Source organism: Desulfitobacterium metallireducens DSM 15288 (assembly GCF_000231405.2).
In the GTDB taxonomy this organism is placed as follows: domain Bacteria; phylum Bacillota; class Desulfitobacteriia; order Desulfitobacteriales; family Desulfitobacteriaceae; genus Desulfitobacterium_A; species Desulfitobacterium_A metallireducens.
Genome location: NZ_CP007032.1, coordinates 559064 through 585761 on the forward strand (window position 1 = coordinate 559064; position 26698 = coordinate 585761).

At 38.8% G+C, this 26698-nt stretch carries 25 protein-coding genes; 17 read left to right on the forward strand and 8 right to left on the reverse strand.

What is annotated here, in order from left to right:
* Window positions 1-5: 5 nt before the first annotated feature.
* The gene (locus tag DESME_RS02720; protein ID WP_006717449.1) at window positions 6-1295 is read right to left on the reverse strand and encodes a S1C family serine protease; all 1290 of its coding nucleotides are present in this window, start codon (window positions 1293-1295) and stop codon (window positions 6-8) included.
* A gap of 300 nt (window positions 1296-1595) precedes the next feature.
* Here DESME_RS02720 and DESME_RS02725 point away from each other — a divergent pair, with 300 nt between their 5' ends.
* From DESME_RS02725 to aroD, 5 genes are all read left to right on the forward strand, one after another.
* Entirely contained in the window at window positions 1596-2276 is a 681-nt protein-coding gene (locus tag DESME_RS02725) for a response regulator transcription factor (RefSeq protein ID WP_006717451.1), read from the forward strand.
* Between the two features lies 1 nt (window position 2277).
* Window positions 2278-3765, forward strand: coding sequence for a sensor histidine kinase (locus tag DESME_RS02730; RefSeq protein WP_006717452.1), 1488 nt, complete (start codon window positions 2278-2280; stop codon window positions 3763-3765).
* A gap of 16 nt (window positions 3766-3781) precedes the next feature.
* On the forward strand, window positions 3782-4411 hold the full coding sequence (locus tag DESME_RS02735; protein WP_006717454.1) for a fumarylacetoacetate hydrolase family protein: 630 nt from the start codon (window positions 3782-3784) through the stop codon (window positions 4409-4411).
* 120 nt (window positions 4412-4531) lie between these two features.
* A complete protein-coding gene (locus tag DESME_RS02740) occupies window positions 4532-6844 on the forward strand; it encodes a hydratase (RefSeq protein ID WP_006717457.1) in 2313 nt (770 codons plus the stop codon).
* A 95-nt stretch (window positions 6845-6939) separates the two neighbouring features.
* Complete coding sequence (aroD, locus tag DESME_RS02745; RefSeq protein WP_006717459.1) at window positions 6940-7698, forward strand: type I 3-dehydroquinate dehydratase; 759 nt, start codon at window positions 6940-6942, stop codon at window positions 7696-7698.
* Between the two features lie 129 nt (window positions 7699-7827).
* Here the strand turns inward: aroD and DESME_RS02750 are convergent, their stop codons facing one another.
* The 5 genes from DESME_RS02750 to DESME_RS02765 all read right to left on the reverse strand — a co-directional run bounded on the left by DESME_RS02750 (window position 7828) and on the right by DESME_RS02765 (window position 10123).
* The gene (locus tag DESME_RS02750) at window positions 7828-8214 is read right to left on the reverse strand and encodes a DoxX family protein (RefSeq protein ID WP_006717460.1); all 387 of its coding nucleotides are present in this window, start codon (window positions 8212-8214) and stop codon (window positions 7828-7830) included.
* Window positions 8215-8437: 223 nt separating this feature from the next.
* Window positions 8438-8638, reverse strand: a complete 201-nt coding sequence (locus tag DESME_RS02755; protein ID WP_006717463.1) for a DUF1858 domain-containing protein — start codon at window positions 8636-8638, stop codon at window positions 8438-8440.
* Window positions 8639-8790: 152 nt separating this feature from the next.
* Window positions 8791-8928: a hypothetical protein gene (locus DESME_RS16025; protein WP_006717465.1), complete on the reverse strand. Its 138-nt coding sequence runs from the start codon at window positions 8926-8928 to the stop codon at window positions 8791-8793.
* Between the two features lie 98 nt (window positions 8929-9026).
* Window positions 9027-9623 carry an RNA polymerase sigma factor gene (locus DESME_RS02760; protein WP_006717466.1) on the reverse strand — a complete coding sequence of 199 codons (597 nt, stop codon included), beginning with the start codon at window positions 9621-9623 and terminating at the stop codon, window positions 9027-9029.
* 113 nt (window positions 9624-9736) lie between these two features.
* Window positions 9737-10123, reverse strand: a complete 387-nt coding sequence (locus DESME_RS02765) for a DoxX family protein (RefSeq protein WP_006717468.1) — start codon at window positions 10121-10123, stop codon at window positions 9737-9739.
* 181 nt (window positions 10124-10304) lie between these two features.
* On the opposite strand from DESME_RS02765, the gene DESME_RS02770 reads away from it, so the two are divergent.
* The gene (locus DESME_RS02770; protein ID WP_006717471.1) at window positions 10305-10619 is read left to right on the forward strand and encodes a winged helix-turn-helix transcriptional regulator; all 315 of its coding nucleotides are present in this window, start codon (window positions 10305-10307) and stop codon (window positions 10617-10619) included.
* A gap of 98 nt (window positions 10620-10717) precedes the next feature.
* Here DESME_RS02770 and DESME_RS02775 read toward each other — a convergent pair whose 3' ends face one another.
* Entirely contained in the window at window positions 10718-11431 is a 714-nt protein-coding gene (locus DESME_RS02775; RefSeq protein ID WP_006717473.1) for a DUF2225 domain-containing protein, read from the reverse strand.
* 221 nt (window positions 11432-11652) lie between these two features.
* Between DESME_RS02775 and DESME_RS02780 the strand changes: the two genes are divergently transcribed.
* The 4 genes from DESME_RS02780 to DESME_RS02795 all read left to right on the forward strand — a co-directional run bounded on the left by DESME_RS02780 (window position 11653) and on the right by DESME_RS02795 (window position 17727).
* The gene (locus DESME_RS02780) at window positions 11653-13377 is read left to right on the forward strand and encodes a diguanylate cyclase domain-containing protein (protein WP_242837417.1); all 1725 of its coding nucleotides are present in this window, start codon (window positions 11653-11655) and stop codon (window positions 13375-13377) included.
* Window positions 13378-13412: 35 nt separating this feature from the next.
* A complete protein-coding gene (locus DESME_RS02785; RefSeq protein WP_006717476.1) occupies window positions 13413-14723 on the forward strand; it encodes a tetratricopeptide repeat protein in 1311 nt (436 codons plus the stop codon).
* 608 nt (window positions 14724-15331) lie between these two features.
* Window positions 15332-15988: an HD-GYP domain-containing protein gene (locus DESME_RS02790; RefSeq protein ID WP_025248624.1), complete on the forward strand. Its 657-nt coding sequence runs from the start codon at window positions 15332-15334 to the stop codon at window positions 15986-15988.
* A 323-nt stretch (window positions 15989-16311) separates the two neighbouring features.
* On the forward strand, window positions 16312-17727 hold the full coding sequence (locus DESME_RS02795; protein ID WP_006717480.1) for a P-loop NTPase family protein: 1416 nt from the start codon (window positions 16312-16314) through the stop codon (window positions 17725-17727).
* Window positions 17728-17951: 224 nt separating this feature from the next.
* On the opposite strand, the gene DESME_RS02800 is transcribed toward DESME_RS02795, so the two are convergent.
* Window positions 17952-19166 (reverse strand): IS110 family RNA-guided transposase, encoded by a 1215-nt coding sequence (locus DESME_RS02800; RefSeq protein ID WP_006717482.1) that lies wholly within the window; start codon window positions 19164-19166, stop codon window positions 17952-17954.
* Between the two features lie 409 nt (window positions 19167-19575).
* Between DESME_RS02800 and DESME_RS02805 the strand changes: the two genes are divergently transcribed.
* From DESME_RS02805 to DESME_RS02830, 7 genes are all read left to right on the forward strand, one after another.
* A complete protein-coding gene (locus DESME_RS02805; RefSeq protein ID WP_006717484.1) occupies window positions 19576-20640 on the forward strand; it encodes a hypothetical protein in 1065 nt (354 codons plus the stop codon).
* 205 nt (window positions 20641-20845) lie between these two features.
* Window positions 20846-22030 (forward strand): hypothetical protein, encoded by a 1185-nt coding sequence (locus DESME_RS02810; protein ID WP_006717486.1) that lies wholly within the window; start codon window positions 20846-20848, stop codon window positions 22028-22030.
* A gap of 147 nt (window positions 22031-22177) precedes the next feature.
* Entirely contained in the window at window positions 22178-22900 is a 723-nt protein-coding gene (locus DESME_RS02815; protein WP_006717488.1) for a DUF4145 domain-containing protein, read from the forward strand.
* A gap of 523 nt (window positions 22901-23423) precedes the next feature.
* Window positions 23424-23621 carry a hypothetical protein gene (locus tag DESME_RS15845; protein ID WP_167998824.1) on the forward strand — a complete coding sequence of 66 codons (198 nt, stop codon included), beginning with the start codon at window positions 23424-23426 and terminating at the stop codon, window positions 23619-23621.
* 344 nt (window positions 23622-23965) lie between these two features.
* Window positions 23966-24484 carry a GNAT family N-acetyltransferase gene (locus tag DESME_RS02820; RefSeq protein ID WP_006717493.1) on the forward strand — a complete coding sequence of 173 codons (519 nt, stop codon included), beginning with the start codon at window positions 23966-23968 and terminating at the stop codon, window positions 24482-24484.
* A gap of 156 nt (window positions 24485-24640) precedes the next feature.
* Window positions 24641-25273, forward strand: coding sequence for a class I SAM-dependent DNA methyltransferase (locus DESME_RS02825; protein ID WP_025248627.1), 633 nt, complete (start codon window positions 24641-24643; stop codon window positions 25271-25273).
* A 454-nt stretch (window positions 25274-25727) separates the two neighbouring features.
* On the forward strand, window positions 25728-26666 hold the full coding sequence (locus tag DESME_RS02830; RefSeq protein ID WP_006717496.1) for a hypothetical protein: 939 nt from the start codon (window positions 25728-25730) through the stop codon (window positions 26664-26666).
* The last annotated feature ends 32 nt before the right edge of the window (window positions 26667-26698 follow it).

The window sequence follows — 26698 nt, forward strand, 5'->3', positions numbered from 1 at the left end:
TTGAACTACTTCGAAGCTATTTCGCCGAGCGTGGCTTGAACAACTTGGGTATTGCCATCACGAATGAAAGTAATATTGATCTTATCTCCAACTTTGTATCGATATAGCTCGCGAACTAGATCACCTGAACTTTGCACTGTCGCATCGTTAATCTTGGTGATGACATCACCTTGCTTGATTCCGGCTTTTTCAGCAGGACCCCCAGCAGAGGCTTCGGCAACATAGGCGCCCTTAGGCAAATTATTACTCTGAGCATAAGCATTGTATTGATCGTTCACTGAAACGTAGAGAGCAGGATGGGTTGCAGAACCTGTTTGGATGATTTGTTCAAGGGTAGGCAAAGCGTCTGAGATCGGGATAGAAAAACCCATCCCTTCGAACCCTGTCTGTGCATATTTGGCAGAGTTAATCCCAATCACTTTTCCTTGGTAATCCACAAGGGGGCCACCACTATTGCCAGGGTTGATGGCGGCATCTGTCTGGATGAGACCAAAGCTGGACTCGCCTTGAATATCTAGAGTACGATTAAGAGCTGAAATAACTCCGGTAGTTACAGAACGAGCGAAATCATTACCACCAGGATTACCGATAGCTACAACAGAGGCACCTACTTCTAAACTTGAGGAATCACCTAAAGCAACTGCGGTAAGGTTAGAAGTATCTGAAATCTGTAAAACCGCTAGGTCTGTGCGGGCGTCAGCGCCAACAAGCTTAGCTTCCAGGTTGCGGCCGTCACTTAAACTGACCGTTATTTTTTGTGCGCCGTCGATTACATGATTATTGGTGACAATATATCCTTTGGCAGCATCAATGATAAAACCAGACCCACTTCCCGCTTCTTGGAGCCCTGAAGCGGAGCTGTTATTATTGGACCGAAAATAACCGGAATTAGACTGACGAGTTGATTGGAAATTAGAAACACCAACGACTGCAGGACCGACATTTTTGGCAATTTCAGCAACTGGAAATTGAACGGAATTAGTACTTATTGGAGTAGCGGATAGGGTAGGAGTCGTTGCTGAGGTAGGGATAGAAGTTGTTTGGGCTGCGAACACATTAGGGTAGATTTGAGGCAGAGCGGTAACTGTTGTCAGTCCCCCAATGAAAGCGCTGGCTAAACAAAGGGTAGCGATAGCCGCTATACGTCTTTTGGGTTTAGGAGTAGAGGGGGAAGCGTTCGAGAACGTGTTATCAGATGAAGTAGAAAAGTTTGGATCAGTTTTTCTTTCCAAAATTACAGCATCGATTTCAGTTTGATTCTCGTTTTTCTTTGAGTTAAAGATATCGTTATCCATAGTGGGTAACCTCCTTATAATACGCTGAGCGTTTTGTTTGTTATTGATAGTATAGAACTCCAATCTGAGCAAAAAATGATCATTGGCTGAAAATTTACTGAAATTTTTGTGATGAAGTTGTGTCTTGCCCAATTTCCTTAGAGAAAATTAGGAGAAATTCGGTTACAATGAATTCAGCTAATGTTCAGGTTTTTTTCAGCGTTATTTCAGTAGAATAAATGATAATTAAAATAGATATTTAGCTATTTAGAATGGAAGAGAATTTTTTAAGTTTTTTAAAAGGTCTAGAGGAGGCTGCTTATGCAAAAATTAAAAGGAATTAAGATATTACTCGTCGATGATGAACCCACTATTTTAGAATTTTTAGAAATGGGACTCAGTAACGAAGGGTTCGAGGTTCAGACGGCCCCAGATGGAATGACCGCGGTAACTCTGGCCAGCCAATTTGAGCCCCATATTGTAGTCCTGGATGTTATGATGCCAGGCATGGATGGTTTTGAGGTATGCAGGATGCTGAAAAAACAGGGAAATGTAGCAGTTATCATGCTCACGGCTAAGGATGAAGTGGAGGATCGGGTCAAAGGACTTAATCTGGGAGCAGACGACTATATGGTGAAACCGTTTAGTTTTGAAGAATTACTCGCGCGGATTCAAGCCCGTATTCGTAACCAATTCCCGAATTTGCTGGGGGAAGTTATAAGTGGACCTTTTCGGGTAGATGATCGACGACGGGAGATTATTTATAAGGATCAAGTTCTGGAGCTTTCTCCCACAGAATACGAACTTCTTAAATTTATGATTCTCAATCAAGGTCTGGTCTTAAGTAAAACGATGATTCTGGATAAGGTATGGGGCTACGATTTTGTAGGAGATGAAAATATCGTGGAGGTGTATATTCGTTCCTTACGTGATAAATTAAAGGATAAGGATCATCAATTGATCCGAACATTACGCGGTGCTGGATATAGAATGGATCTTTAATATGAAAATAAAAAACTTAAAATTAAAGTTCAAAGAGTTTGTTGTCCCCAACTCGCTTCGTTTTCAACTGCTCTCCCGTACTTTAGCGATCATGGCCATTTTGCTTGCCGTTATCGGTGTTTTCCAATATGTTTTTATGGAGAAATTTATCTATTTCAATAATGCCTCAAGCCTTCAAAAACAGATATTAGCCATTTCACCAGAGGCTTGGGAGCAAATATCGGTTGGAAATTTATATGCGGATAATCTAAATCATCTATCTTTCAACTTATTACCGGATTCGACAGTAGCGGTTATTGATATGGAGGGGAGATTTACAGTACTTACCAATTCCTCCTCGTTAAATGGGGGAGATGCACCTCAACTGGATGTTAATGATTATGTCGGTGCTCTGCAAGACAAGCGGACCTTAAATTTTCGGATAGTGCGCACTGACGAAGGGAAGGAGCAATTGGTTGTCCTTCAAGGCGTAGAAAACCGAGATCATTGGCACGGGGTTGTTCAAGTTAGCGTAGGTACGAAGTCTCTAACGGAGATGCTGATGAGACAACTTTTAATCTTTATGCTCCTTGCCCTGCTCGCTTTAATTGTGGGGTTACTTGCATTTATCCCTGTACTCCGAAAAATTCTTGTTCCTTTATCCAATATGGTAGATAAAGTGGAAAACATTCACGCTGGAAATCTCGAAGAACGTTTGCCCGTTGAGCAGGGACAGGTTGAGATTAACCGCTTAGCTGTATCCTTTAATGGAATGTTGGAGCGCTTAGAAACCTCGTTCAAGGCTGAACAAGAAGCGAAAGAACAGATGCGTCGTTTTGTAGCGGATGCGTCTCATGAGCTTCGTACGCCCTTAACTTCGATTCACGGGTTTACAGAGGTCCTGCTTCGAGGGGCAATGAATCAGCCGGAGAAGCTTTATCGGTCTTTAAAGAGTATGTATACTGAATCGGAGCGGATGAAAAAGCTGATTGAAGACCTGCTTTTACTGGCGAAGCTGGATCGTTCGCCTAATCTACAGCGTGCTGAACTCGATTTAGATGAGTTGGTTCTCGAGATGGAGACCCAGCTTCGGTTGCTCGCTGGGAATCGAAAGGTGAGTTTTAGCCTTAATTCACCTGCAAAAGGTTGGCTTAATGAGGATAAAATGAAGCAGATTATCCTGAATCTTTTTAATAATGCAGTGCAGCATACAGATCCGGAAAGTGGGAAAATCAAACTTTCTGTGAATCCTGTGGAGGGAGGAATTGAACTGACAGTAAAGGATAATGGGCAAGGGATATCCGAAGAACATCTTTCCCATCTGTTTGAGCGCTTTTATCGGGTTGACTCCTCGCGTACTCGTAAATATGGTGGCGCAGGTCTTGGCTTAGCGATCACTCAATTCCTTGTGGAACTTCATGACGGGAAGATTCGCGTTGAAAGCACCCTTGGGGAGGGAAGCACATTTTATGTATGGCTTCCTAATAATCAATTAAAAATTGAGAGCTAAGAAGGAGACGATTCTTTTGGAGATAAAAAACATTTACTGTGTTGGACGAAACTATCGGTTACATGCCCAGGAATTAAATAACGCAATACCCACGTCCCCTTTTTTGTTTAGTAAGCCTACCCATGCCTTCGTCGAGGCGAAGGGGCAAACTATTCAGCTTCCTGGGGACCAAGGAGCAGTGCATTACGAAACAGAACTCGTTTTTCATATGGCGAGAAATTATGAACCGAATCTTCCTATAGAAGCCCTTATTGATCAAATGACTATCGGCCTTGATTTGACGCTTCGAGATGTTCAGGATGAATTAAAAAAGAAAGCCTATCCCTGGTTATTAGCGAAAGGGTTTCCTAATTCAGCCGTGCTCGCTTCCTGGCTGCCTTTTGAAGGGCTGCAAGACATGACTCATCATGACTTTACGTTAGAGAAAAATGGCCAAGAAGTGCAACGGGGTAATATTAAAGATATGATTTTTGATTTACCGACGCTCCTTGAGTTTTCGGCTAAGCATTTCGGGTTAGAGGCAGGAGATATTATTTTTACGGGAACGCCTGCGGGTGTTGGAGCCCTCGCTGATGAAGATGCTTTAGTGCTCAAATGGAAAGAAAGAATGATCGGCGACTGTAAGATTAGCATAGCTGCAAAGTGATTTTACTTTGCACAAATATTGTATACATGGTATAAAATAGTTGCTAGAATCCCGAATTATAGGTACATTTAAAGCATGTTATGATCTGGAGAAGAATGTTTACAGTATGGAGGGAATTAAATGGTTCGCCTGATCAAGAATGGTGTATATCTTATCAAAGGGCAAACAGTCCTCGAAGCGAAGGACCCGAATACTCTTTGTGAATTAAACGGTTCCGTTGTAGAAAAGCATAATGCTCGTCAGGAAACGATGGCTTATCGAATCCTAAATCAGCATAATACGTCTGGGAATCCCGACCAATTAAAGATTCGCTTCGATGCGATGGCTTCACACGACATCACTTATGTTGGGATTACGCAAACTGCACGTGCCAGCGGATTGAAAGAGTTTCCAATACCCTATGTGCTAACTAATTGCCATAATAGCCTTAACGCGGTCGGCGGAACGATCAATGAAGATGATCACGTCTTTGGACTTTCTGCCGCTCAAAAATATGGTGGAATTTATGTTCCAGCCCATCAAGCGGTCATTCATCAGTATATGCGCGAGATGATGTCAGGCTGTGGAAAGATGATTCTCGGTTCAGATAGTCATACACGCTATGGTGCATTAGGAACGATGGCTGTTGGGGAAGGCGGTCCAGAGTTGGTTAAACAGCTTTTGAACAAAACCTATGATATTCAATATCCTGACGTCATTGCTGTCTATCTTGAAGGTAAACCGCAGGTTGGAGTGGGTCCTCAGGATGTAGCGTTAGCTCTCATTCGTGCTGTTTTTGCCAACGGTTTTGTTAAGAATAAAGTTCTTGAATTTGTGGGTCCTGGAGTCGCTAATTTATCCGTAGATTACCGCATTGGCATCGATGTGATGACAACAGAGACCACCTGCTTGAGCTCGATTTGGACGACTGATGAGAAAGTCAAGGAGTACTTCGGTATTCATGGCCGTTCTGAAGCATACGCTCAACTCGCACCGGGTGAAGTCGCTTATTATGATGGAATGGTCGTCATGGATCTGTCAAAGGTTGTACCGATGATTGCCCTACCTTTCCATCCCAGTAATGTTTATACGATTGAGGAACTGATCCAAAATCCTTATGATATCCTGCATAAAGTGGAAGAAGAAGGAAAGCAGCAAATTAATAATCCTTTCATCTCCTTTAATTTGACGAACCATATCGTTGACGGCAAGATCAGGGTTGATCAAGCGATTGTTGCCGGTTGTGCGGGTGGAACCTTTGAAAACATAATGGATGTTGCTGCTATTGTTAAAGGACAATCCGTTGGAAATCAATATCTCTCCTTTAGTGTTTATCCAGCAAGTCAGCCGATTTATCTTGAATTGATGAGAAATGGAGCGGCGGCTGATTTGATGGCGAGTGGAGCGAATATAAAAACAGCCTTCTGCGGACCTTGCTTTGGAGCGGGAGATGTTCCAGCAAATGGGCAATTCAGCATCCGTCATACGACGCGTAACTTCCCGAATCGAGAGGGCTCGAAACCGGGTGAAGGCCAAATCTCTTCTGTTGCTCTAGTTGATGCAAGATCCGTTGCCGCAACAGTGGCAAATGGGGGATGTTTAACCTCAGCTACAGAGATTGACTATACGGAACCATCGCATCAATATTCTTTCGATGGTGTAGTTTATAAAAATCGCGTTTATAATGGTTTTGGAAATCCTAAGCCGGAAAGTGAGTTAAAATTCGGGCCGAATATCGCGGATTGGCCGGAGATGATCGCTCTGCCAGAAAACATTCTGTTGAAAGTGGCTTCAGTCATCAATGACCCTGTGACAACGACGGATGAGTTGATTCCTTCAGGTGAAACCTCCTCCTATCGTTCGAATCCGCTTCGGTTAGCAGAATTCACTCTTTCCAGAAAAGATCCCCAGTATGTGGGACGGGCGAAGCAAGTTCATGCCTTGGAAAAGGAACGTGAAAGTTTGTTGAAAACATCAGGCTCTCAGCCTTCTGATGCTTTGAAAGAGGCGTTGAAGCAGGTTCTTCAGGTTAAGGCAGCTTTTTCAGCCGACTTTACCGAGATTATGAATAATACCGGAATTGGAACGGTTATTTATGCAGTAAAACCTGGTGATGGTTCTGCCCGGGAGCAAGCTGCTTCTTGTCAAAAGGTCTTAGGAGGCTGGGCTAATATTGCTCAAGAGTACGCCACGAAACGCTATCGTAGCAATCTAATCAACTGGGGAATGTTGCCCTTTACCCTCAGTAGTCCTTTAGAGGTTCCGTTGAGTACCGAGGACTATGTATATGTTCCCGGAATTCGCCAAAGAATTATCAATGGCGAGGAAACGATACCCGCGCAAGTGATCGGACCTAACGGAGTACGTGAGCTAATGCTGGAATTAAAGAATTTAACCCAAGATGAAAAAGATATAATCTTAAAAGGATGCTTAATCAATTACTACAGCATGTAAATAAGTTATAAAGCATTTTGGAGACACAAAAGGGTCTGCGACTCAGCGGAGAAATCCGGGGGTTGCAGACCTTTTGATAAGGGAGGATTCTGTGGATGAAACGACAACGGATTGGCGAAGGAAATCAGCCGTTGATCTGTACCCCGTTAGTGGGTAAACAAAGGGAGTCGATTCGCTTAGAATTACATCATGTTCTGGAGAAGCGTCCAGACCTGATTGAGTGGCGGGTCGATTTTTTCGAAGGAATTGCGAATACAGAAAAAGTCTTAGATCTTGCTCAAGAAATTAAAGAGTCCGCAGGGGATATTCCCCTCATTTTTACTCTTCGTTCAGTTCGTGAGGGGGGGCAGCCCGTATCACTCAATGATCAAGAAGCACTGAAGCTGATCGAAGCGATTTGCCAAAAGACAGAGGTAGAATACGTTGATTTTGAATTAAGTAATTCAGAGGAAGCGTTCAAGGAACTGCGCCAAGTTTCATTAGAAAGTCAGACTCAAATCATTGCTTCCTATCATAACTTTGAGTTCACACCCGAGTCGGAGATTTTGTTAGGGAAAATTGCGGAAGCACAGCGGTTAAGCGCAGATGTAGCTAAGATTGCTGTCATGTCTCAGAATCTTCACGACGTCTTAACGCTGCTTAAGGTGACCTTGAATGCTAAGGAAACTGTGGATATACCCCTCATTAGTTTAGCAATGGGGCAGTATGGCACAATAACTCGGATGATGGGCGGAGTTTTTGGCTCTTCCGTTACCTTTGCCGTAGGGGAAAGCAGTTCAGCACCTGGTCAGATGCCCATCGAAGATTTACGAAGCGTTCTTGGTATCCTACAGAAATCAATAGGCCAGGTATAAATACGTAGATCTTGATTAATATGAAAGGGGCTGTTAATTGCAACAGCCCCTGGTATTTCGGTATTTTTAATGAATCGTTACTGTTTAATTCTTGGAAATATTGAAAAGAAGTAATTAGAAAAGAAGTAATTAGAAAAGAATGTATGCTCCAGGGCCAGTTAATAAGATGCCAACAGCTACTGCAATGATTGCTAAGTTATATTCATAGCCGCCAGCCGTAATCGCAAAACCATTTTTTCCTGTAACGGTAAGCATGGCTACGAGCATGGGTCCAACGATAAGAATTGCGGCAACAGGAAGGAAGATACCCGCTGCTAAGAATAGACCTCCAAGTATTTCACCTATTGCGGCGAGATAAGCCATAGGTACTCCGGGTTTTATCCCAATGGATTCAAAGAAGCCTGCGGTCCCTTTAATACCATGTCCACCGAACCAACCCAAAAGCTTCTCTGAACCGTGACGAGCAAAAGTCAAACCAAAAATAAGACGAATAACTAATAAACCAGCATTTAACATTTCGAAGATCTCCTTTTTTATAAGTCCATTATTATTTCGCGTTGAAAAATCTCAACATGTAAAGGGTATACCTTATTTAGAAAAATATGAAGTACGCACTTTTAAGTAGCATAGTACCTAAAAAGGAACTGTGGAGTCTACGTTAAGAGCAAAATAAGCGCGAAGAGAGCCATAGTTCGGCGAAGAACTATGGCTCTCAATCATTCTGGGACAATCTCGTTAATTAGTTTTCTTTTTCAGTAACGGCATTTAGGTCCTTGACCAGGCTGGGTACGTTGATACCATGTGCTAAAGCCCCTTGTTCAATATTCTCAAAGTGGGCTGCCATGCAACCAAAGCAATGCATGCCGTGACTCAGAAAAACTTCAACTGTTTTTGGGTATTTATTGACGACTTCTGTGATCGTTTCTTTTCCTGTAATCATTTTTTAAAACCTCCTATAAGATTAAAATTGTAACTTACATTACGTAACTAAGTATAATAAAATAACCTTCATTTGTAAACTGTTATTTTTTACGCATCCACAAATAAAGATAGCCGGAAGGTTAAGCTTCCGACTACCTTGAAGCATTAAACTTAAGCTTCAGTAGGAATCGCTTTAGTGGCAACTTTAGCTTTGGAGAGGGGGCACTCATCGGTGTGATTTTCTCCACAGTGGAAGCACATATCTTCCAGGGCATTTACGGCTTTTTGTTTTTTCTCGGCATCAAACATAAATAAAACCTCCTAAAATTTATACGTTTTTGTTTACATCTATTTGACGAAGCTTTTAAGATTTTAGATAGCGATTTCTTTAACTTTTTTAAAGGAAATTAATCAATCCCATGAGGACTGAGTCGAAAAACCCCAATTTTTTGATAAGGCGTGTTACTGCCAAAGGATTTACGGAGAATGGTCCGAGCTTTGTGCAAACGCCATTTGACCAATTCAAGTGAGATATTAAGGATTTGAGCGACTTCTTTTGTTGAACATCTGTTGATTTCTCGTAATGTAAAAACTTCACGTTGTTGCTCAGGAAGTTTGGCAATGGCTTGGAAAAGAATATCTTTCATTGCTTTTACTTGGCAGGAGTGATCAGGATCTTTGGTTTGTTGATCGGAGTAATCTAAAGGTTCAATTTCATCGGACACTTTTTCCATGCGAACGCAACTCTTGCGTTGATAATCTAAGGTAACGTTGACCGCAATCCGGTATAACCACGTGGAGAATTTTGATCGCCCATTAAAGCCGTGTCTGGCTTTGAAAGCCTTAATGAAGGTTTCTTGGGCTAAATCTTGAGAAAGGTGATAGTCCCCAGTCATACCATAGATCAGATTGATGATTTTTGCTTCATTTTCTGATATAACCTGTTCAAATGATTCGAGATTTTCATCCGAGTTCAGTGCATAAAGATTTTGTGGCATAGGCATCGCGATCCTCCTAACAATTACAATTATCTTAAGCTGATCAGATATGCAAAGCGAAACCCGGTAGCTTAATAATGCTGCCGGGTTAAATTGAATAAGGGGTCTTTTAGGACGGTTTAGAAAAGAACATATGCTCCAGGGCCAGTTAACAAGATGCCAATCGCTACAGCGATGATTGCTAAGTTATATTCATAGCCCCCTGCGGTAATAGCAAAACCATTCTTACCCGTAGCTTTGGCGATAGCCACAAGCATGGACCCAACGATGAGAACCGCAGCAACAGGAAGTAAGATACCCGCCGCTAAGAATAGACCTCCAAGTAATTCACCAAGTCCAGCGAGGATAACCATAGGTACGCCAGGTTTTACTCCAATAGATTCAAAATAACCGGCGGTTCCTTTAATTCCATAGCCACCAAACCAACCGAAGAGTTTCTCTGTACCATGACGAGCAAAGGATAAACCAAAAATAAGACGCATGACCAATAAACCTAGATTTAACATTTAAAAACATCTCCTCAAAATATAAGTTCTTTTAGTAACCAATAAAGTAAATTAGTGAATAACTTACTGAAAATGTATTAGTTACTTTATGTAATGATAATACTATATGTAACCTACTTTCGTCAAGGAAAATAATATGTTAAAATATAAATATTAAAGCAAGAAGAAGGGAGGCTGAGGAATGGAAGATTTCCATCTGTGCCCAAAATTTGAATCCGCGAACGAACTCATTGGCAAACGTTGGACGGGCCTCATTGTTCGGGTATTGCTATCGGGACCGAAGCGCTTCAAAGAAATGACTGAAATCATCCCGAATGTTAGTAGTAAAGTATTAACAGAGAGGTTGAAAGAACTCGAGTCGGTTGGAATTGTTACTCGTGAAGTCTATCCTGAAATGCCGGTACGGATTGAATATCGTTTATCGGAAAAGGGTAAGGAGCTACTCCCCGTTTTTGACGAGCTACAAAGGTGGGCGGATAAGTGGGTTAAGTGTTAAGCAAATAGGCAAAGACAAGCAAGAGCCAGCATTCAGTTTCTTGAAATGAATGCTGGCTCTTGCTATAAATAAGGAAATGAGGATAAACTCCATATCACTTAAACTTTAGGATTATCATCAGGATGAGAATTGCGATATTGTTCAGTCGCAAGTGCCCATTGTTCCCTGGTTCGGTTGAGGATAAGTCTGTCTTGGTTACGATCGGGATCATTGACGATTTTTGTAAAGTAGCTAATCGCCTGTTTGAATTCTCCGACCTGGCGATTGAGTTCTCCAAGGATATATAACATTTTAAGCGCGGACCATGATTTTACAAAGTCAGAGTAGAGGTAAGAGGCATCGTATTCTTTGATGGCAAGGTTGAGAAAGCGTTGTTCATCGTCAGGTTGGTTTTCCTGCCGGTAGATCCACGATAAGCGTAGACATAATCCAGCGATGACAAAATGACGTTCTCCTTTTAGGGATGCTGATAAAATAGCGAGCTTATAGGTTTCGATGGCTGTTCTATTGTCTCGGATTGAACCCAAGTCTCGGATTTGCCATTTTTCTGCAATGTTTTTTTGAATCGAATTTTTAGCAACGCTGGTAAAGTCTTTTGAGAATTCGCTGTTAAAGGCAAAACCGCAGGAGGGGCAGACACTGACATGATAATAAAGCGAATTATAAAGATTGTCTTTATAGTGGGGACAAAAGTCAGCATCTGTTTTATACGCTGCTGAAAATTTGGAACGAATTTTTTTCGTCGTGAAACTTTCTCCGCAGAAAAGGCAAGTTATACTCTTTTCGTAAAAGGGCTGCAAATCATTAATCATATTTAATGCCTTCCTCAATCCAATTATTAATCAAGTTTATCTCCATTATAGCTAGAATTCCTTAGAATAGACAATTAAATTGTATCGATATTTTGTCATTTAAACGAGGAATTCCAAGAATATGTATATTTAATAAAGGATTTCCATGATTTGAAGAGAAAATATAGATTTAAGGGCTGAAAATGCGGTACTGTTCAAAAGGCTAATTGCTGTGAGGGATTATGATGATTTATAGGTTAAAGAAAATAAAACCGCATAAACGGGATGAGCTACTCCAATGGATTCAGGTTTTGAATGCCCGTTCCAGAGAGCTGGTTCTCCGTACGCCCAACCGGGCGCTGAGATTGGGAAAATATGCGTATCGATTAGCTCAAAAGTCTTGCTGCGAACAGGGAAGAGCATTTAGCCTGTTAATGATGGGTCATGCCAATAGAGTTCTCTCAAATAATATACAGGTCATTCAAGACGTGCTCATAGCTGAGCAAATTTTTGAAGACTTGGAACATCAAGAGGGGAAAATGAGAGCGCTCAATTTATTGGGTATCAGCTATTTTTACTTTGGAAAATACGAGCAAGCCTTGACCTATTTCAGTAAGGGCTTAGTCATAGCCCGGAATATCGGTGATCAATTCATTGAAGCTACAATTTTGAATAACATAGGTGAAATTCACCGACAGATGGAGCAATATGGGGAGGCCTTAGCCTATTACGAACAAGCGCTTCTCATCAGTGAAAGCTTACATAACTTGACTAATATAGCCGGGATTCTTTTGAACATGGGACATATTTATAATCGCTTAAATCAGGATGCTAAGGCCTTGAGTACTTACCAAGAGAGCATAGAGTATTCTAGAGAGCTTGATGAGATGATCCTTCTTGGTGAAGCATTAAATAGCATAGGACAAATTTATGAAAAATCCCAGGAGGATCAGTCTGCTTTACAGTATTACATGGACAGTCTAAGCGTTCTTAAAGAGTGTGGGAATAAGTTTTATCGGATTGATGTATTGGTAAGTATCGGTAAGCTGTTCATTAATCAAAACCAGGACCAGGGATTAGCTTACCTTCACGAAGCGTTGCTTTTTGCGGAGGAGATTTCTGCTGAGAATGAATGTGCAAAAATTCATTTAGCATTATTCACATATTTCGAAGCCAAGCAAGATTTTGCAAAAGCTTTGGATCATTATAAAAGGGCTAATGCTCTTGAAAAGAAGTTAAGACATGAAAAATTAGAGGAAAAGTTAAATCTATTAGCGACCGAATTTAGAGTTGATCAGATGAGAAAAGAGGCGGAAATTTCCTGGCTTAAAAATATTGAGTTAAAGAAAAAGAATGAAGAAATTGAGAACAATTCTCGCCTTCTTACCATAGCCAATCAAGAATTGTTGAAACTCCATAAACAATTGAAAAAGGCGAACAAGCGGTGGAAACTCCTTTCGACCATTGATGAAGTAACGGGGATCCCTAATCGACGTTGCTTCGATAATAAGCTTAAGAGAGAATGGAATCGCTGTTTGCGTGAAGGAAAATCCCTAACTCTGATTCTTTTGGATATCGATAAATTTAAACTCTATAACGATAATTATGGTCATTTGCAGGGTGACAACTGTTTAAGAAAAGTTGCTAAAACTTTATCCAGTGTATTGAAGAGATCTTCGGATTTTATCGGAAGATTTGGTGGGGAAGAATTCGGTGTAGTTCTGGCGAATTCGGATTATGATAATGCCATGGAAGTTGCTGAACAGTTGAGAAAACATATTGAAATGCTTAAGATTACCCATGAACAGTCATCTCCCATTCCCTATATTACAATCAGCCTCGGCTCCGCTACAATTACGCCAACCTCGAATACTCGCTTAGAGAAATTAATAAACGCAGCTGATCAAAAGTTGTATCAGGCTAAAGACCGGGGGCGTAATCAGGTATGCGCTGTTCGCATGTTTTAAAGTGAATAAGGGACGGAAAATAGGAGAGGGACGATTTGGTTAAAAGGAACTGTGACTTTATAGGGAAATCCCTTACGGATATATCGGAGGCTACGGGTATTAGCCTGAGTTATTTATCCCTTATACTGAGCGGGAAAAGAACAAATGTGAGTTTAGGAGTCTTGACAAGAATTGGAGCAGTACTCAATCTTTCGATTGAAGAAGTTCAGTTTCTCATAAGTCAGCAGATCAAACCGGCTATACCTAAAAAAGAAAAAATGGTTCGCGACAATGCAGAGCAACAAGAAATAATTGAACAAACCTTAATTCTACTTGAACATTTTGATATTGAAAAGCTTAATCTTTTAAAAAGTAAGGTTCAGGAAAAAAGCTCATCAGATTTTCAACTCAAGGAATATTATTTGCTTTGGATAGATGGAATTGTAGCAACGAGGAATAACCTGTATCAAGAAGCTTTTAAATTTCTAGATCGTGCCTGTAATTTTAAAGCGGTAACTTCGAATGAGAAAAGAATGTTAGCCCGGATTTATGGAGGAATAGGGAGTACCTATCTTGCTTTAAGTGAATATAAATTGGCCCTTAAGATGTTTAAAAAGAGCCTTCATATATGGTACAAGGGTAATGAGGCTGCGCTAGTTTATCTCAATTTAGGAACACTTTATAGAAGAACTCGGAAATATTCTAATGCGATCAGGGCGTATACTCTTTCTCTTGATCTGGGAGAGAGCTATTTTAAAACTCTAGCCTATTCAGGTTTAGGTCAAATTTATATGGATTTAAACGATATGCGATCCGCTAGATCAATTCTCCTTAAAGGGTATGCTTATAGTAAAAAAAACACGGATAAATGGGGTTGCCAGGATATCCTTTGTAATTTGGGTCAATATTATAAACTTATAGAACAGTTACATAGAGCTGAATTCACGTTAAATAAAGGGCTAAAATATGCCCAAGAATTAAACGCTGCCCGATCAAAGGATTTTATACGACTTGAAATCGCTGAGGTCCATTTACTCCAAAATAGGGGAGAAAAGGCTGTTCAGATTTTTAATGAGATGAATCGTGAAGTTTCCCAATCGGGGGATTTACTCCTCTTAGGTTCTACTTTTTTATTATGTGCGAAGAAGTATATAACAACATTTCATTACGAGGAAGCTTTACAGTACCTCAATAAAAGTTATATGGCCTTGACAGGCATAGGCGCAACGGTAGAGATATTAGAATGCTGCAAATTATTGTTAGAATGTCATTTGCGAAAGCATAATAGTGCTGAAGTCCAATTTTACAGGGATGAAATACAAAAAATCAAAAATAAGCTAAAGTTAAAAATAATGTCGATTGAGTAAAGTTACTCATTCGACATTATTTTTATTAATCTTAAAGAGAAGTAATCCTTTTATAATATGGATAAAGAAAGGCGGTGAGTTCATTGAAGAAAAGCATACTTTTCATCTTTGCTTTGACCTTGTTTATTGGAACTACGATTGTTCCCCTAATTGATCCTATTCAGGCAGCAGTTCTACACTAAGTTGAATTATTTGGCCGGCTAGGACTTAATAAAGAGAGCCGCTTCAATATAAAACCTTGTAGCATTGAATTGACGAATTTTGTGATATGGGTTTTTGCGTTATTGAGGTGGCTCGATACCACTTTAGCAGACGTTTACGGTTAATCCTGTTGACCTTTCATGTTACGACTGCGTTCTTACAATAAGATGAGGCTTATTTGTAAGTAGATACTAGCGTCAAGAAAACCAATTGAACGTAGAGTTAGCTTATCTTGCTTTTCATTGTTCAAGACTCTTGATGAATTTTGATTTAACAATTTTTCTAGTACATTAGTAGAAACGGTCCAAGAATTAACAAAAAATTGATAGAAATTCTCTCTTAAAATCATCAAATCATCGAGGTTTTGAGAAATAGAAAAGACGTATATAGCAGGAAGGTGCATGAGGGTGGCTCTATTAACATTACATAACTTCAATTCTTATACGATGCTTTTTAACCATGAAGAACTCGCCAAGCCAATAGCGATGGTGAATGACATAATCTTAAAGATCATGAAATCCAGAAATTCAGTATTTATCTATAAAAGTTTTTTTCTATTCGATAATGCAACATTTGTTCACTCCGTGAATGTCTCACTCCTAACTCTACTCATGGCTCGAGAAATGGGATATAAAGAAAAAAGCTTAAAAGAAATTGCTTGGGGTGCGTTTCTTCATGATTTGGGAAAATTAATGGTGCCTGAGTGCATTTTAAATAAACCGGGTAAGTTGACGAAAAATGAATATGAATTGATCAAGAAACATCCTGAATATGGTATGAAGTTGATTGAACCTTTAGGCCTTTCAGTTAATATATGTATGGCGATTGCTCAGCATCACGAACGCTGGGAAGGTACGGGATATCCGCTGGGTCTCAAGGGGAAAGAAATTCATCCGCTTGCTCAGATTGTTGCTGTTGCAGATACGTTTGATGCTCTAATTTCAGATCGCCCTTATCGAAAGGGGATGCCAGTTGAGAAAGCGATTGAAATAGTTAGAGCGGGAAAGGGAACAGATTTCTCACCGAAAGTCGTCGATCAATTACTAAAGTTACTGGCTATGTAAATTTGATCCTTTAACGAGAGAAAGACCAGAAGAATGATCGGGTCTTTCTTTTTAAGTTTCAGGTATTTTTATGTTTGGCTATCGTCACAAGTTGCTTCATCGCTTGAGTCGTCTAAATGAAAAATAAACAAAATACATTAGTATATCCCTCTAAAATTGGAGGTTGCACGAATGGAATTATGGAAATCTAGCGTTAGGTGACATTGACGTGAACAAAATATGCAAGGACAAGTAAATGGCGGTAAAATTTGGACTTTTTGGTAAATTGTTTATGAAAATATGGTATAATTTGATGAAACATGGCGGATATGGAGTGAGGAGTTATGAGCGTTTTTTTGTTACCAGATCGATTTGAGGCGTTAGAAAATCAGCGATCCAACTATGACATCAGTAAGATTATTGTTCCCGTAGACGATGGATTAGAGAAAATACAGGAACTATATGAAGAAATGTCAACTTCTGGCAGGGGTGCATTTTTAATATTAAAGGGAAGATCCGGGTGCGGTAAAACCACATTCCTTAACACGGTAAGTATCTTTATGAAGGACGTTGAAGTTCTTACGATAGATAATACTTCGGATGTTGTGACTACGCTACAATCCCTTCCTCCTTCACGGAATAAATTAAGAATTGTAGTAATTGAGGGACGTGAGTCCTTGCTGGATTTCAACGTGAGCTTTATTGATAAAACGATTCACACAGTCAATTCATTTATTCGGTCCAGAGCTGGAAATAATACTTTGGTCGTATGGCCTTGTAACAATGAAGATATCCTTGAGGTCCTAGTTGAAACTGCAAATAATATCGGCGGCACTTCGCTTTTAGGAATCGAAGACGCCTATTATGAATTTAATGGACCATCTAGATTCCAATATGTTCCTATTGCCAAGCAAACACTGGACTTATTTAACGACGGTAAGACATTGTTGGAATATGGTCTCACTGATGAGTTCGCGGCCGAGCTATTAGAAAGTGCTCCAACAATCGGAGAATATTTAAAACTTTTAAATAGCAAAATTAGAATAAATTTACGAAATGTGGAAAGACTGGCCCGGACCGAGTCTAGTAAATTGTGGATAGTCGTGTTAGCAGGAAATGAGCCGTCTAAGGATGTAGCGGCATTAACTAAAGGGGCCCTATCGGCTGCAGATATAAATCGTTTAATAGTAGCTACAAATGCAAATATCGTTGAAGAATTGAAACAATACCCTCAAGAATTAGGTATTCTAGCGAATTATTTTGATTGTAGAATTATATTTATGCCGATACTAACTACTTTGGCTGTAATACGAGATTTTGCTGATACGAGTTTAAAAGAAATATTGAAGAATAATAGCATAAGTACAACTTCTGATGGAAGAGGAATAGAAAGGTTGCTTAATAGTGAACTTGCAAACATGATTAATTCTGTACCAAATGGTATGGATCGCAAAGGAAAAACTGGCCCTGAGAGCGTAAAAGCTTTTGAAAAACATGCTGAGATTGCTTCTAAGAACGATAAAATCTTGAATGAAACATTTGGTCACGCTTTGGTTAAATCAGGTTTAATTAACGACTTTAGCAAGGAAGCTGACTTTGGCCAGGGGTTAAAAAGAAGGACTGATTTATTGTGCAGAACGAATTTTGGAGATATTAGACTCGAGTTTATGTGGAGAAAAGAGACCACTAGAGCTGAGATTGCAAATTATACATTGACGAAACTCTATAATTATGGAAAGGCAATCGGAGTCTTAAAATAGTTATCAAAAAGGTTTTTATAACTCAGAGGTGTATAAACGGCATCTCTTTTTTTGTAATCTGAAGGGTCGGGGGCAACGTCACCTAAACCAGCTAATTGCTGTCAAGTAAAAGTTTCTCTAAAGTAATTGACAAGAAAAATAGGTATAGCAAAGCTGGCCTACGTGTTGTAAGTTTGTAAAAAGGGTATGTAAATAAAAGGGATATCTAAGTCTATAGAGAATTGCTAATTAGAGATTGAAAAAGGCTGCTGTGAGGATAAAATCCCATAGATCATCCTGAGCATTTTGTTAGCCGTGGCAATAATAGCTACCTTAACCGGTTTACCTTCATTAATTTTCCGAAGGTAAAAGTCTCTAAGAATTGGATTTAAGGGACCGCTAGCCCTGTTACTAATCCCCGCTACAGTGGCTTGATAAATTGCTTTTCTAAGATAGGGTGACCCTCTCTTAGAGATCTTGTTATTACTCGATTTAAACTTTCCCGATTCAAATACAGATGGATCAATGCCTGAAAAGGCGACCAACTGTTTTGCACTGGGGAATCTTTTAATATCACCAATTTCAGCAAGAATGGTGGTGGCTGTAGCCTCTCCTACGCCAGGGATAGAACGGAGAAGAGGATAATCAGAGGAGAAGTTTGCCCAAAAAACCATTTGAGCCCGTATGTCAGTCAGAATGTTTTGTTGGGATAGGAGGAGTTCAATGTACATCCTTAAAACCCGTATATTTGACTGTTGGGCCCGGTTAAAAGGCAAACTTTCCTTAGCAGCCAATATGAGTTCATCGGTCTTTAATTCGTTCCAGTCTCTTGATTTCTTTGCAGGCTTAAGACACTCGATAATTTGCTCCCGTTCTGCGGATAAAATTGCTTTTGGCGATGGAAAGGTAGAAAGAACTCGTAAAGCAGTAGGACTACATAAGTGAGCAAATACGGATTCAAACTTAGGAAAAACAAGATCTAAAACGGAGCGAAACTTAAGTTGGGTTTCAGTATAAAGTGTATTAAAGCTATCATATTGCCGACAGAGGTTCTGCAATTCCAAGATGTGATCCTCAACAGGTTTGGCTTCAATAAATTCATTCAAATAATAAACCTGAGCAATCCGATTCGCATCAATGGGGTCAGTCTTAACCTTGCGGACGGATTTCTTTTTTTCAGCATGAGTTTGGAGAGGATTAAGAACGATCACTTTATAACCCGCATCTTGAAAGTAAGCGGTAATAGGCTTGGAATAGTTACCCGTTGCTTCCATAACTACATGAGGGCGTTTACCAGTTTCACTTTCAAGTTTAATAAGCTTATCTGTTAACCTGGACATATCACTCGGAGAATGCAAGAAAGGAAAAGGTTTGGAAACAGACTCTTGATATCCTTTAAACAAAGCAGCTACACTCTTAGACTTAGAAATATCAATACTTAACACAGGAACATCAATCATGAAAAACCTCCTCTTTTACCGGGTTCCATCTTTAACAACCACCTTTAGGTTCGCGTTGTGATACGGGCTCAAGGCCCAACCAGCTCAATCAAAGTATTGGTGCCAAAGAGGGTGTGAACACTTTATGCGACGGGATCTAGGTCCCAACACGGCATACGTTCTTTACCCAGTTTTTTTTAAGTATAAAGGAAAATAAAAGAAAAATGGTCCATACCCAGATTGAACTGGTTATGAACCTATAATACTAACACGGCATTCACGAAACTGGCTAAGATGAAGGTAGTATGGTGCTTCGTGAATACCCAGAACGTTAAATGAAATTGGTTGCAAAGACCGCACCGTCCTGGCGCGGAAAATAAAAGGGAGTACACTGGTAGGGCATGAAGGCTTAAAAATTGGAGGTTTATAGATGAATAAATTATTGTATTTCCCTTATATCTCTATACCAAATTCACAATGGTTAATCCAAACGTTATTATATTGGGATGAAGTAGCATCTATAGTGCCATTTGAATATGCACGTAGGACAAACTGCCTTGATTCTCATATGCAATTATTAATTAGAGAAGAATTGGTAAAGCAGATCTTTCCTGAACAATATATCTTTAGATTTAATGATTTTACATACAACTTTCTTAAATACGTTGATACTGATCCAGTGATTCGAAGTATTTCTGACTTAGGGAAAAGGGGTTTGATTGGTAAAAATAAATTATTAATAAAAACTGAGAAGGTCCATATGGCAAAACTGAGTGATATCGGTTATGAATTGGTTGAAAGAGGTCTAGCTAAAGATAAAGGTAGATGGTTTGAAATTGAAAGTTATACTGCTAAATCATTTATGACGTATTTAGCATTTCTACTAGGCCAAGAAACCGGCTTTGTACCATCTACAGATACATATAATGGATTTTCAAATTTATTAACTCATAAAGAAAATAGTAGGAAAGCTACAATATCTAATAGAGTTAGAGATGAACTAAGAGCGCAAATTCTTAATAAAATCTTGCCTGTGCCAAGATATATTGAGAATTTTGCGGATATTCTAAGATTTAAGCATAAAAATCATGATGAGTTAGAAAGATATAGAAATTTTATTGAGTCTTTTATTATTGATATTGATGCAGTCAGCGACGAATTAAAGAAAGAGAGAACCAATAGATTTATAGAAGAAGCAGAAGATAAGATCAGATATTTGAAAGAACAAATGAGCTTTTTTGGTGGAATAAAAAATTTTGATTTCGTTACTCTATGCTCACTAAGTTCAACCATATATCCAATTATATCTGGAATTGAAAATAGAAATACCTTTGAATTAATCGGAGCAGTTCCTGGTTTGCTTGGTGCGATATATTCAACAATACGAAGTAATAATATTGATGAACTTAGACGTGAACCATTAGCTTATGCTGCTTTATCAGGTTCAAGAAATACATTTTTCAGAAGAAGAGCTCAGGGCTATGAAGAATTCTAGGGTCGCCGTCCATGGCGACTTCTGAATATGGGGGCGACCAACTTCACTAAACAAGGCGTTCCCGTGACTTTGTCAATATGAATGTGATATGACACTACGGGAAAGCCCGCACGTTAGACGTAATTAGTAATGAAAGCGATGAAGCGGAATTATGTATAAGAATAATGCACTTTATTATTTATACTCCTTAAAGGAAATAGGTTTGATGGACGAGTATTCTGATAAACACTTTATTATACAAGCCATGAATGGTAATTTGGATTTCTTTGAAAGATATCCATATGTGGCTTCTAAGAGTTTAAATATAACCAATGGACTAGACTTAGCAAATACTTTCTTAATGAATTTCTCCGCTAAGCTATTCAATCTTTCACATAAGTTTTCTAAGAGTGATATCGATGAGTTCGTAAGAAATCAGCTAGCTGCTGGTAAAGATAAGTATTCTGAGGAGCAATTTTTTAGAGCAGTTTCAGAAGTAAATGTTTTAAGCTATTTGGTCAATTTTACTGGTAGACTAAGGTCAGCATCTTATGAATATAGACTTACTAAGAATGGTCCAAATCCTGAGGCAAGAATCAACTTGAACGATGATATTATTATTGATGTTGAGGTGAAAACTCCAGGATTTGAGAAAAGTCATAGCTATCCAAAATCTAAACTTGGAATGATAAAACCCAATGTGGTTCTGGATGATAATGGGAAGAAAAAGGTTGGGCAATATTGTAAGAATGCTTCTCTAGAATTGGTAATGCCGAGGGTGCTTAAATTAAAGGATTTTATTGATAGTGCAGCAGAAAAATTCGAAAAACCTTCGAGTCCTAAACATTTCAACTTATTATTTATAAACTGGACCTATACAGATTTTCCTGAGTGTGAGCTAAACGAACCAATTAGTTTATTAGTTAATCCAATTAGCGGAATTCTTTATAATGACGCTGCGTTAAATTTTGTTAAAACGTTCGATAAAGAAAATAAAATTTATAAAAAACTCGAACGAAGAAATCTGGATAAAATTTCAGCTATAATCTTATATCGGGATACTATTGATTCAATTTTAAGCGGCGATTTTAGATATCATTTTGGTCATAATTCCTTTAAATTATTACTTAATGAAAAGAATAATAATGATTTAGACTTTTACTTATTATGTAAAACATTACATATGAACCCTTATAATACGGGGAGCACACTTCAGTGGGTTCCAGCAGATTATGAAATGAAAAGTAATGTTCCAAGAGAAGTAGCGGAAAATGCAGTAAGATTTGTCGATGATGTTCTATGGCAATCGGATGAATTACTATCAGGAGTATTTCCAGATCCTAATCTAATTAGGAAATTAAGAAAGCAAATTTATTTGCAAGAAGATCCGTATTATGTTAAGAAAGTTTAAAAGATAATGTTAGATGAATAGTTTTAGAATTAACTGCGTCGAACAGCGTATTCCCGAAATCTGAGTTGATATGATTGTATTAACCAGACTTCGGAATACGTGGGGCGTTAGCTGACACGCAAAGAATTCTTTATAGGAGGGCATTTTGTGAAAAAGTTAGCGGATAGTTCAATTGTAGAAATTGAAGAAAGATCTGAGGGGATTGTCTTACCTGTTTCGGTAGATACCGTTTGTCCGTACTGTTTAAAGCAGGTGAATTTTAGTATAAAATGGCCCAACTACATAGATACAGAAGTCGCATACGCTCGCTCTAGGTGTTCGGGATGTGGCGAAAATCCAAAATTTATGCTTTTCGATCTACCTATGAGAGACGGGAATGATGATGAAATTGGCGATTTATATATTTCACCAGCTCCAGATATTAAGGATGTTAATAAAGATATTTCCCGTATTGAAGAGTTTTCAGTAGGATTAAAAAAAGCATATTCATCAGCAATTAACGTTTTTAATATAGGCGAGTGGACAGCTACAACAGTTTTATGCAGAAGATTATTAGAAGGGATTATGAAAAAATTACTTCCTGATGAGGAGCAGAATAAATCACTAGCAAAACAACTGGAAATCCTCCCGAAATATGTTGAGTTGCAAAAGCCGATAATTTTGCTTGGAGATGCAATCAGAAAAGGGGGTAACTTAGGAGCGCATTTTGACTTGGAAAAAGAACCTGATAAGTTGACCGCAACTTTAATGTTAGAGTTATTAGACGACTTAATTGACTATTTATTTATTCTTCCGCAGAGAATTAATGAATTAAGACAACAGATTGAAAAAATGCCTAATAGCGAGCAAGCTGATTCTCATTTAGCTTAAATAAGCCACACAAGATTTGCAATTTAAAGTCGGTTTTTGGAGAGGCAAGTCTTGTGCCAGCCCTGAAGGGATGAACACGACGGAAATCCAAAACGTTAAATAAAATTGGTCGTAAGGGCCGCGCCGTTCTGGCGCGGATTGTGCATGCTGTATTTGAAAAAAATTACATAAGTTAAAGTCGACTAGTCAATTTACAATTTGGCAAATTTAAATCAAATAAGAAAGATGGTGCTTTTTCTGTGGAAGGAAAAGATTTTGCTAAAAAATTAGTAAAAAACTTAGTGAAGGGGACTCTACCTACTTCAATTTCCGCGATTTTAGAAGCTATTGAGTAATGTGAATCGGATGAAGAACTTAAACAGAAGTTTGATCAATTAAAAAAATATGCTGAAGAGTATGCAAGTGGGTTGCAGAAAGCTTTACCCCTGATTCCAATATCTGTAGAAACTGAATATGCTACTATCGTAGTTCTCAATTTTCTTTTAAACTAAAGTATATAAATTTTTTGTCAAATCCAGAACAATTGAAAACAGAACTGGGAGAATTAATAGAGGAATCAGAAATTATGGGAGAATATGAAGTCTATTCTGATTGTATTATATTACAATCTCCAGATGATGAAATATCTAAACAAGAATGGCAAGAAAACGACATAAAATTATTTAGAGATATCTTATATTCAGAATATGAGATAAAAATAAAATCAATTCTGTATATATAGTGGTAGTAAACAGCATTAAATCATTTCAGGAGTCGCCGTTCATGGCGACTCCTAAATATGGGGGCGACCAACTTCATTTAAACAGAGTATTCCCGAGACTTAGCATAGATCCAAGTGGTTAGGACGTATTGGGAATCCCCGAAATGTTATACGCCATGCCCCAGCTAGGGCTAAAAATACAAGCCACTATTGCCAAAGTAGATAGGCTTCGGATTTGGGAAGTTTCTTGTAACAACACATAAAGATCTATGTATAACGTTACCCCTTTATGCAAGGAGGGACGAGGTTGTCCCGAATCATTTTGGATTTAATTCGAAAACTTGCTTGCCTTGAGGTGCATTGGAATGAAAGAAGATAGGTCTATATTAAGCATAAGAGAAATCGAAATAACAGATGCAAAGGAGTTATTAGAACTATGCTTAAAGCTTGATAAAGAGACCCAATTTATGATGTTAGAAGAAGGCGAAAGACAACAAGCTGTTGACAAACAACAAGATCAAATTAATCGAGTATTGTCTACTCATAATCAAATAATTTTCATTGCTACGAATGGTGACCAAATTGTTGGTTATCTAGGAGCATACGGTGGAGAATATAGACGGAACGCGCATAGTGCATATATTGTTATCGGAATTCTTAAAGATTATATTGGGCAAGGAATTGGAACCAGGTTATTCCAGACGTTGGAACAATGGGCGTATAAATGTGGAATCCATCGTTTAGAGTTGACCGTAATGGCTCACAATCTACAGGCTTTTGCGTTATACAAGAAAGTCGGTTTTACGATTGAGGGGATAAAAAAACATTCGATTCATATTGATGGTAGTTATGTAGATGAGTATTATATGGTAAAACTGTTGTAGTTAAAAAGGGCTGATTAAGTCTAAATGCAAGCTGGGGGACGGTGTCTAACAAGGTGTTTTCGTAACGTTACCGATATGAATGTAGTATGGCACTACGGGACCCCCCGGGACGTTATACGCCATCGCACTAGGAGTCTAGAGAAATGGGGGATTCAATTGGATAAAACGGAGAGGACCATTGAAACATACAACTTGCATGCTGATTCTTATGAAAAGAAGTTTATGGATTTCGCTAGTTATGCAAAGAGAATAAAGGCTTTTGGCGATATTTTACCGCCGGGGGCAAGTGTACTCGATGTAGGGTGTGGCCCAGGGAATGTTGCCAAGCAATTACTTGAATCTAATCAAGAATTTAAGATTTTAGGAATTGATCTTTCTAGTGAGATGATTAATCACGCAAGAGCAAATGTCGTTTCCCCTCAAGTAGAGTTTAGAGTAGCAGATATTAGGAATATGGGATTGGAGGGAAATACATACGACGCAGTAATTGCGTCGTTTTGTTTACCACACCTAACAAACGAGGAAGCTGAGAAATTAATTCAAGATATCAGTAAAGTATTACATGAAGGTGGACTATTGTATTTAAGTTGCATGGAAGGCACTAAATCGGGCTTTGAAACGACTAGTTTCAGTTCGAATGATTCTATATTCTTTAATTATTATTCGGAAGAGTTTATACAGAAGGTATTACGTAAGAATGGTTTAAAGATTACAGAACTTCAACGTGATGTATACCTTGAAAGTGATGGAAGTAAAACTATCGATATTTTCTTTATCGCTAAGAAGTAGTTCAGAGTAGGCAACGGTGTATAATAAAATGTTCCCGGTGCGTCCTAGCAGGTCACACTTTCTAGCGGGGGAAGATCCAGCCAGGGTAAGGTCTAGCCAACCGCCCTGTATCGGGTCTTGGAAGTATTGTAGTACTGGAATGATTTAAGCGTAGACAGAAAATCAGCAAGGTAGAATTGACGGGATGGAAGCCAGCAGTGAATGTATATTGAGCCTAGCCTAAGCGCTAATAAATTAGCCCTCCTTTTGCTGATTCCAACGAAAGGAGGGCGTTGTGTTGTGTTTGAGATAGCGATTTATTTACGGCAATCAATCATGTTGCATCACCTTATTTAGTTGTGAAATGATCTAAAGGTAATTATTGAGAATTGTAGAATAGGATATAGAGTAAGTATCGATTATTGCCATCTTTAATATTTAAGTTTAGCAATTTTGATTGGTAGGTGAGTAAAAAATGCATTCGGAAATAAACGAGAAAATAGAGCAAACCCAACGAGGCATAGTCCGCCTACATAAACTTGATTCCATTCTGAAACAGTTGGAATTGGAACAGGAGAATCTTAGGCAAAAAGAGAGTGAGTTAAAGGGTATTCTGGAAAAGGAAAGTTATGACGTTGAGAAGCTTGAACATATGAGTATTGCTTCAGTTTTTTATTCAATATTGGGTAATCTGGATGAACATGTGGATAAGGAGCGTAGAGAAGCTCTTGCCGCAAAGCTGAGATATGATCAGGTCGTAAAAGATTTGGAGGATGGTAAATACCAGATTTCAAAACTGATCTTGGAACGCTTGAACTATGTTGATTGCCAAAAAGAATATGATCGCCTTTGTACTCAAAAGAAAGAAGAACTGTTACAAGAAAACGGAGAAACAGCAAAACGGATATTTGAACTGACCGACAAACTAAATCTCTCAAAATTCAATCTTGAAGAAATAAGAGAAGCAACATCTGCAGGCAATGAAGTGCTTGACAGTCTGAACATTGTTCTAAGCAGTCTTGCTAGTGCCGAAGGATGGGGGACTTGGGATCTCTTGGGAGGAGGGTTTATTTCTGATCTGGCAAAACATTCGCATATTGATGATGCCAAGGCAGAGGTAGAGGATACACAGCGGTTAATTCGTAAATTTAAGACAGAGCTGACAGATATAAGAATTAGTTCAGAGATTGTCATGGAAATAGATGGTTTTGCAAAATTTGCGGACTTTTTCTTTGATGGGTTAATCGCCGATTGGTTTATGCAGTCACAAATCAATGAATCTCAGAGAAACGTTGAGAGTGTGAAAAGTCAGGTAGTGAGCATTGTTTCTAAGTTCGAACATATGAAAGATCATGAACTAGCTAATATAGAAAGGCTTGAAGCAGAAATCAATGAGCTTATTGTCAAAGCGTAAATAAGGAGTTACTCAATATAAGAATAATAGTC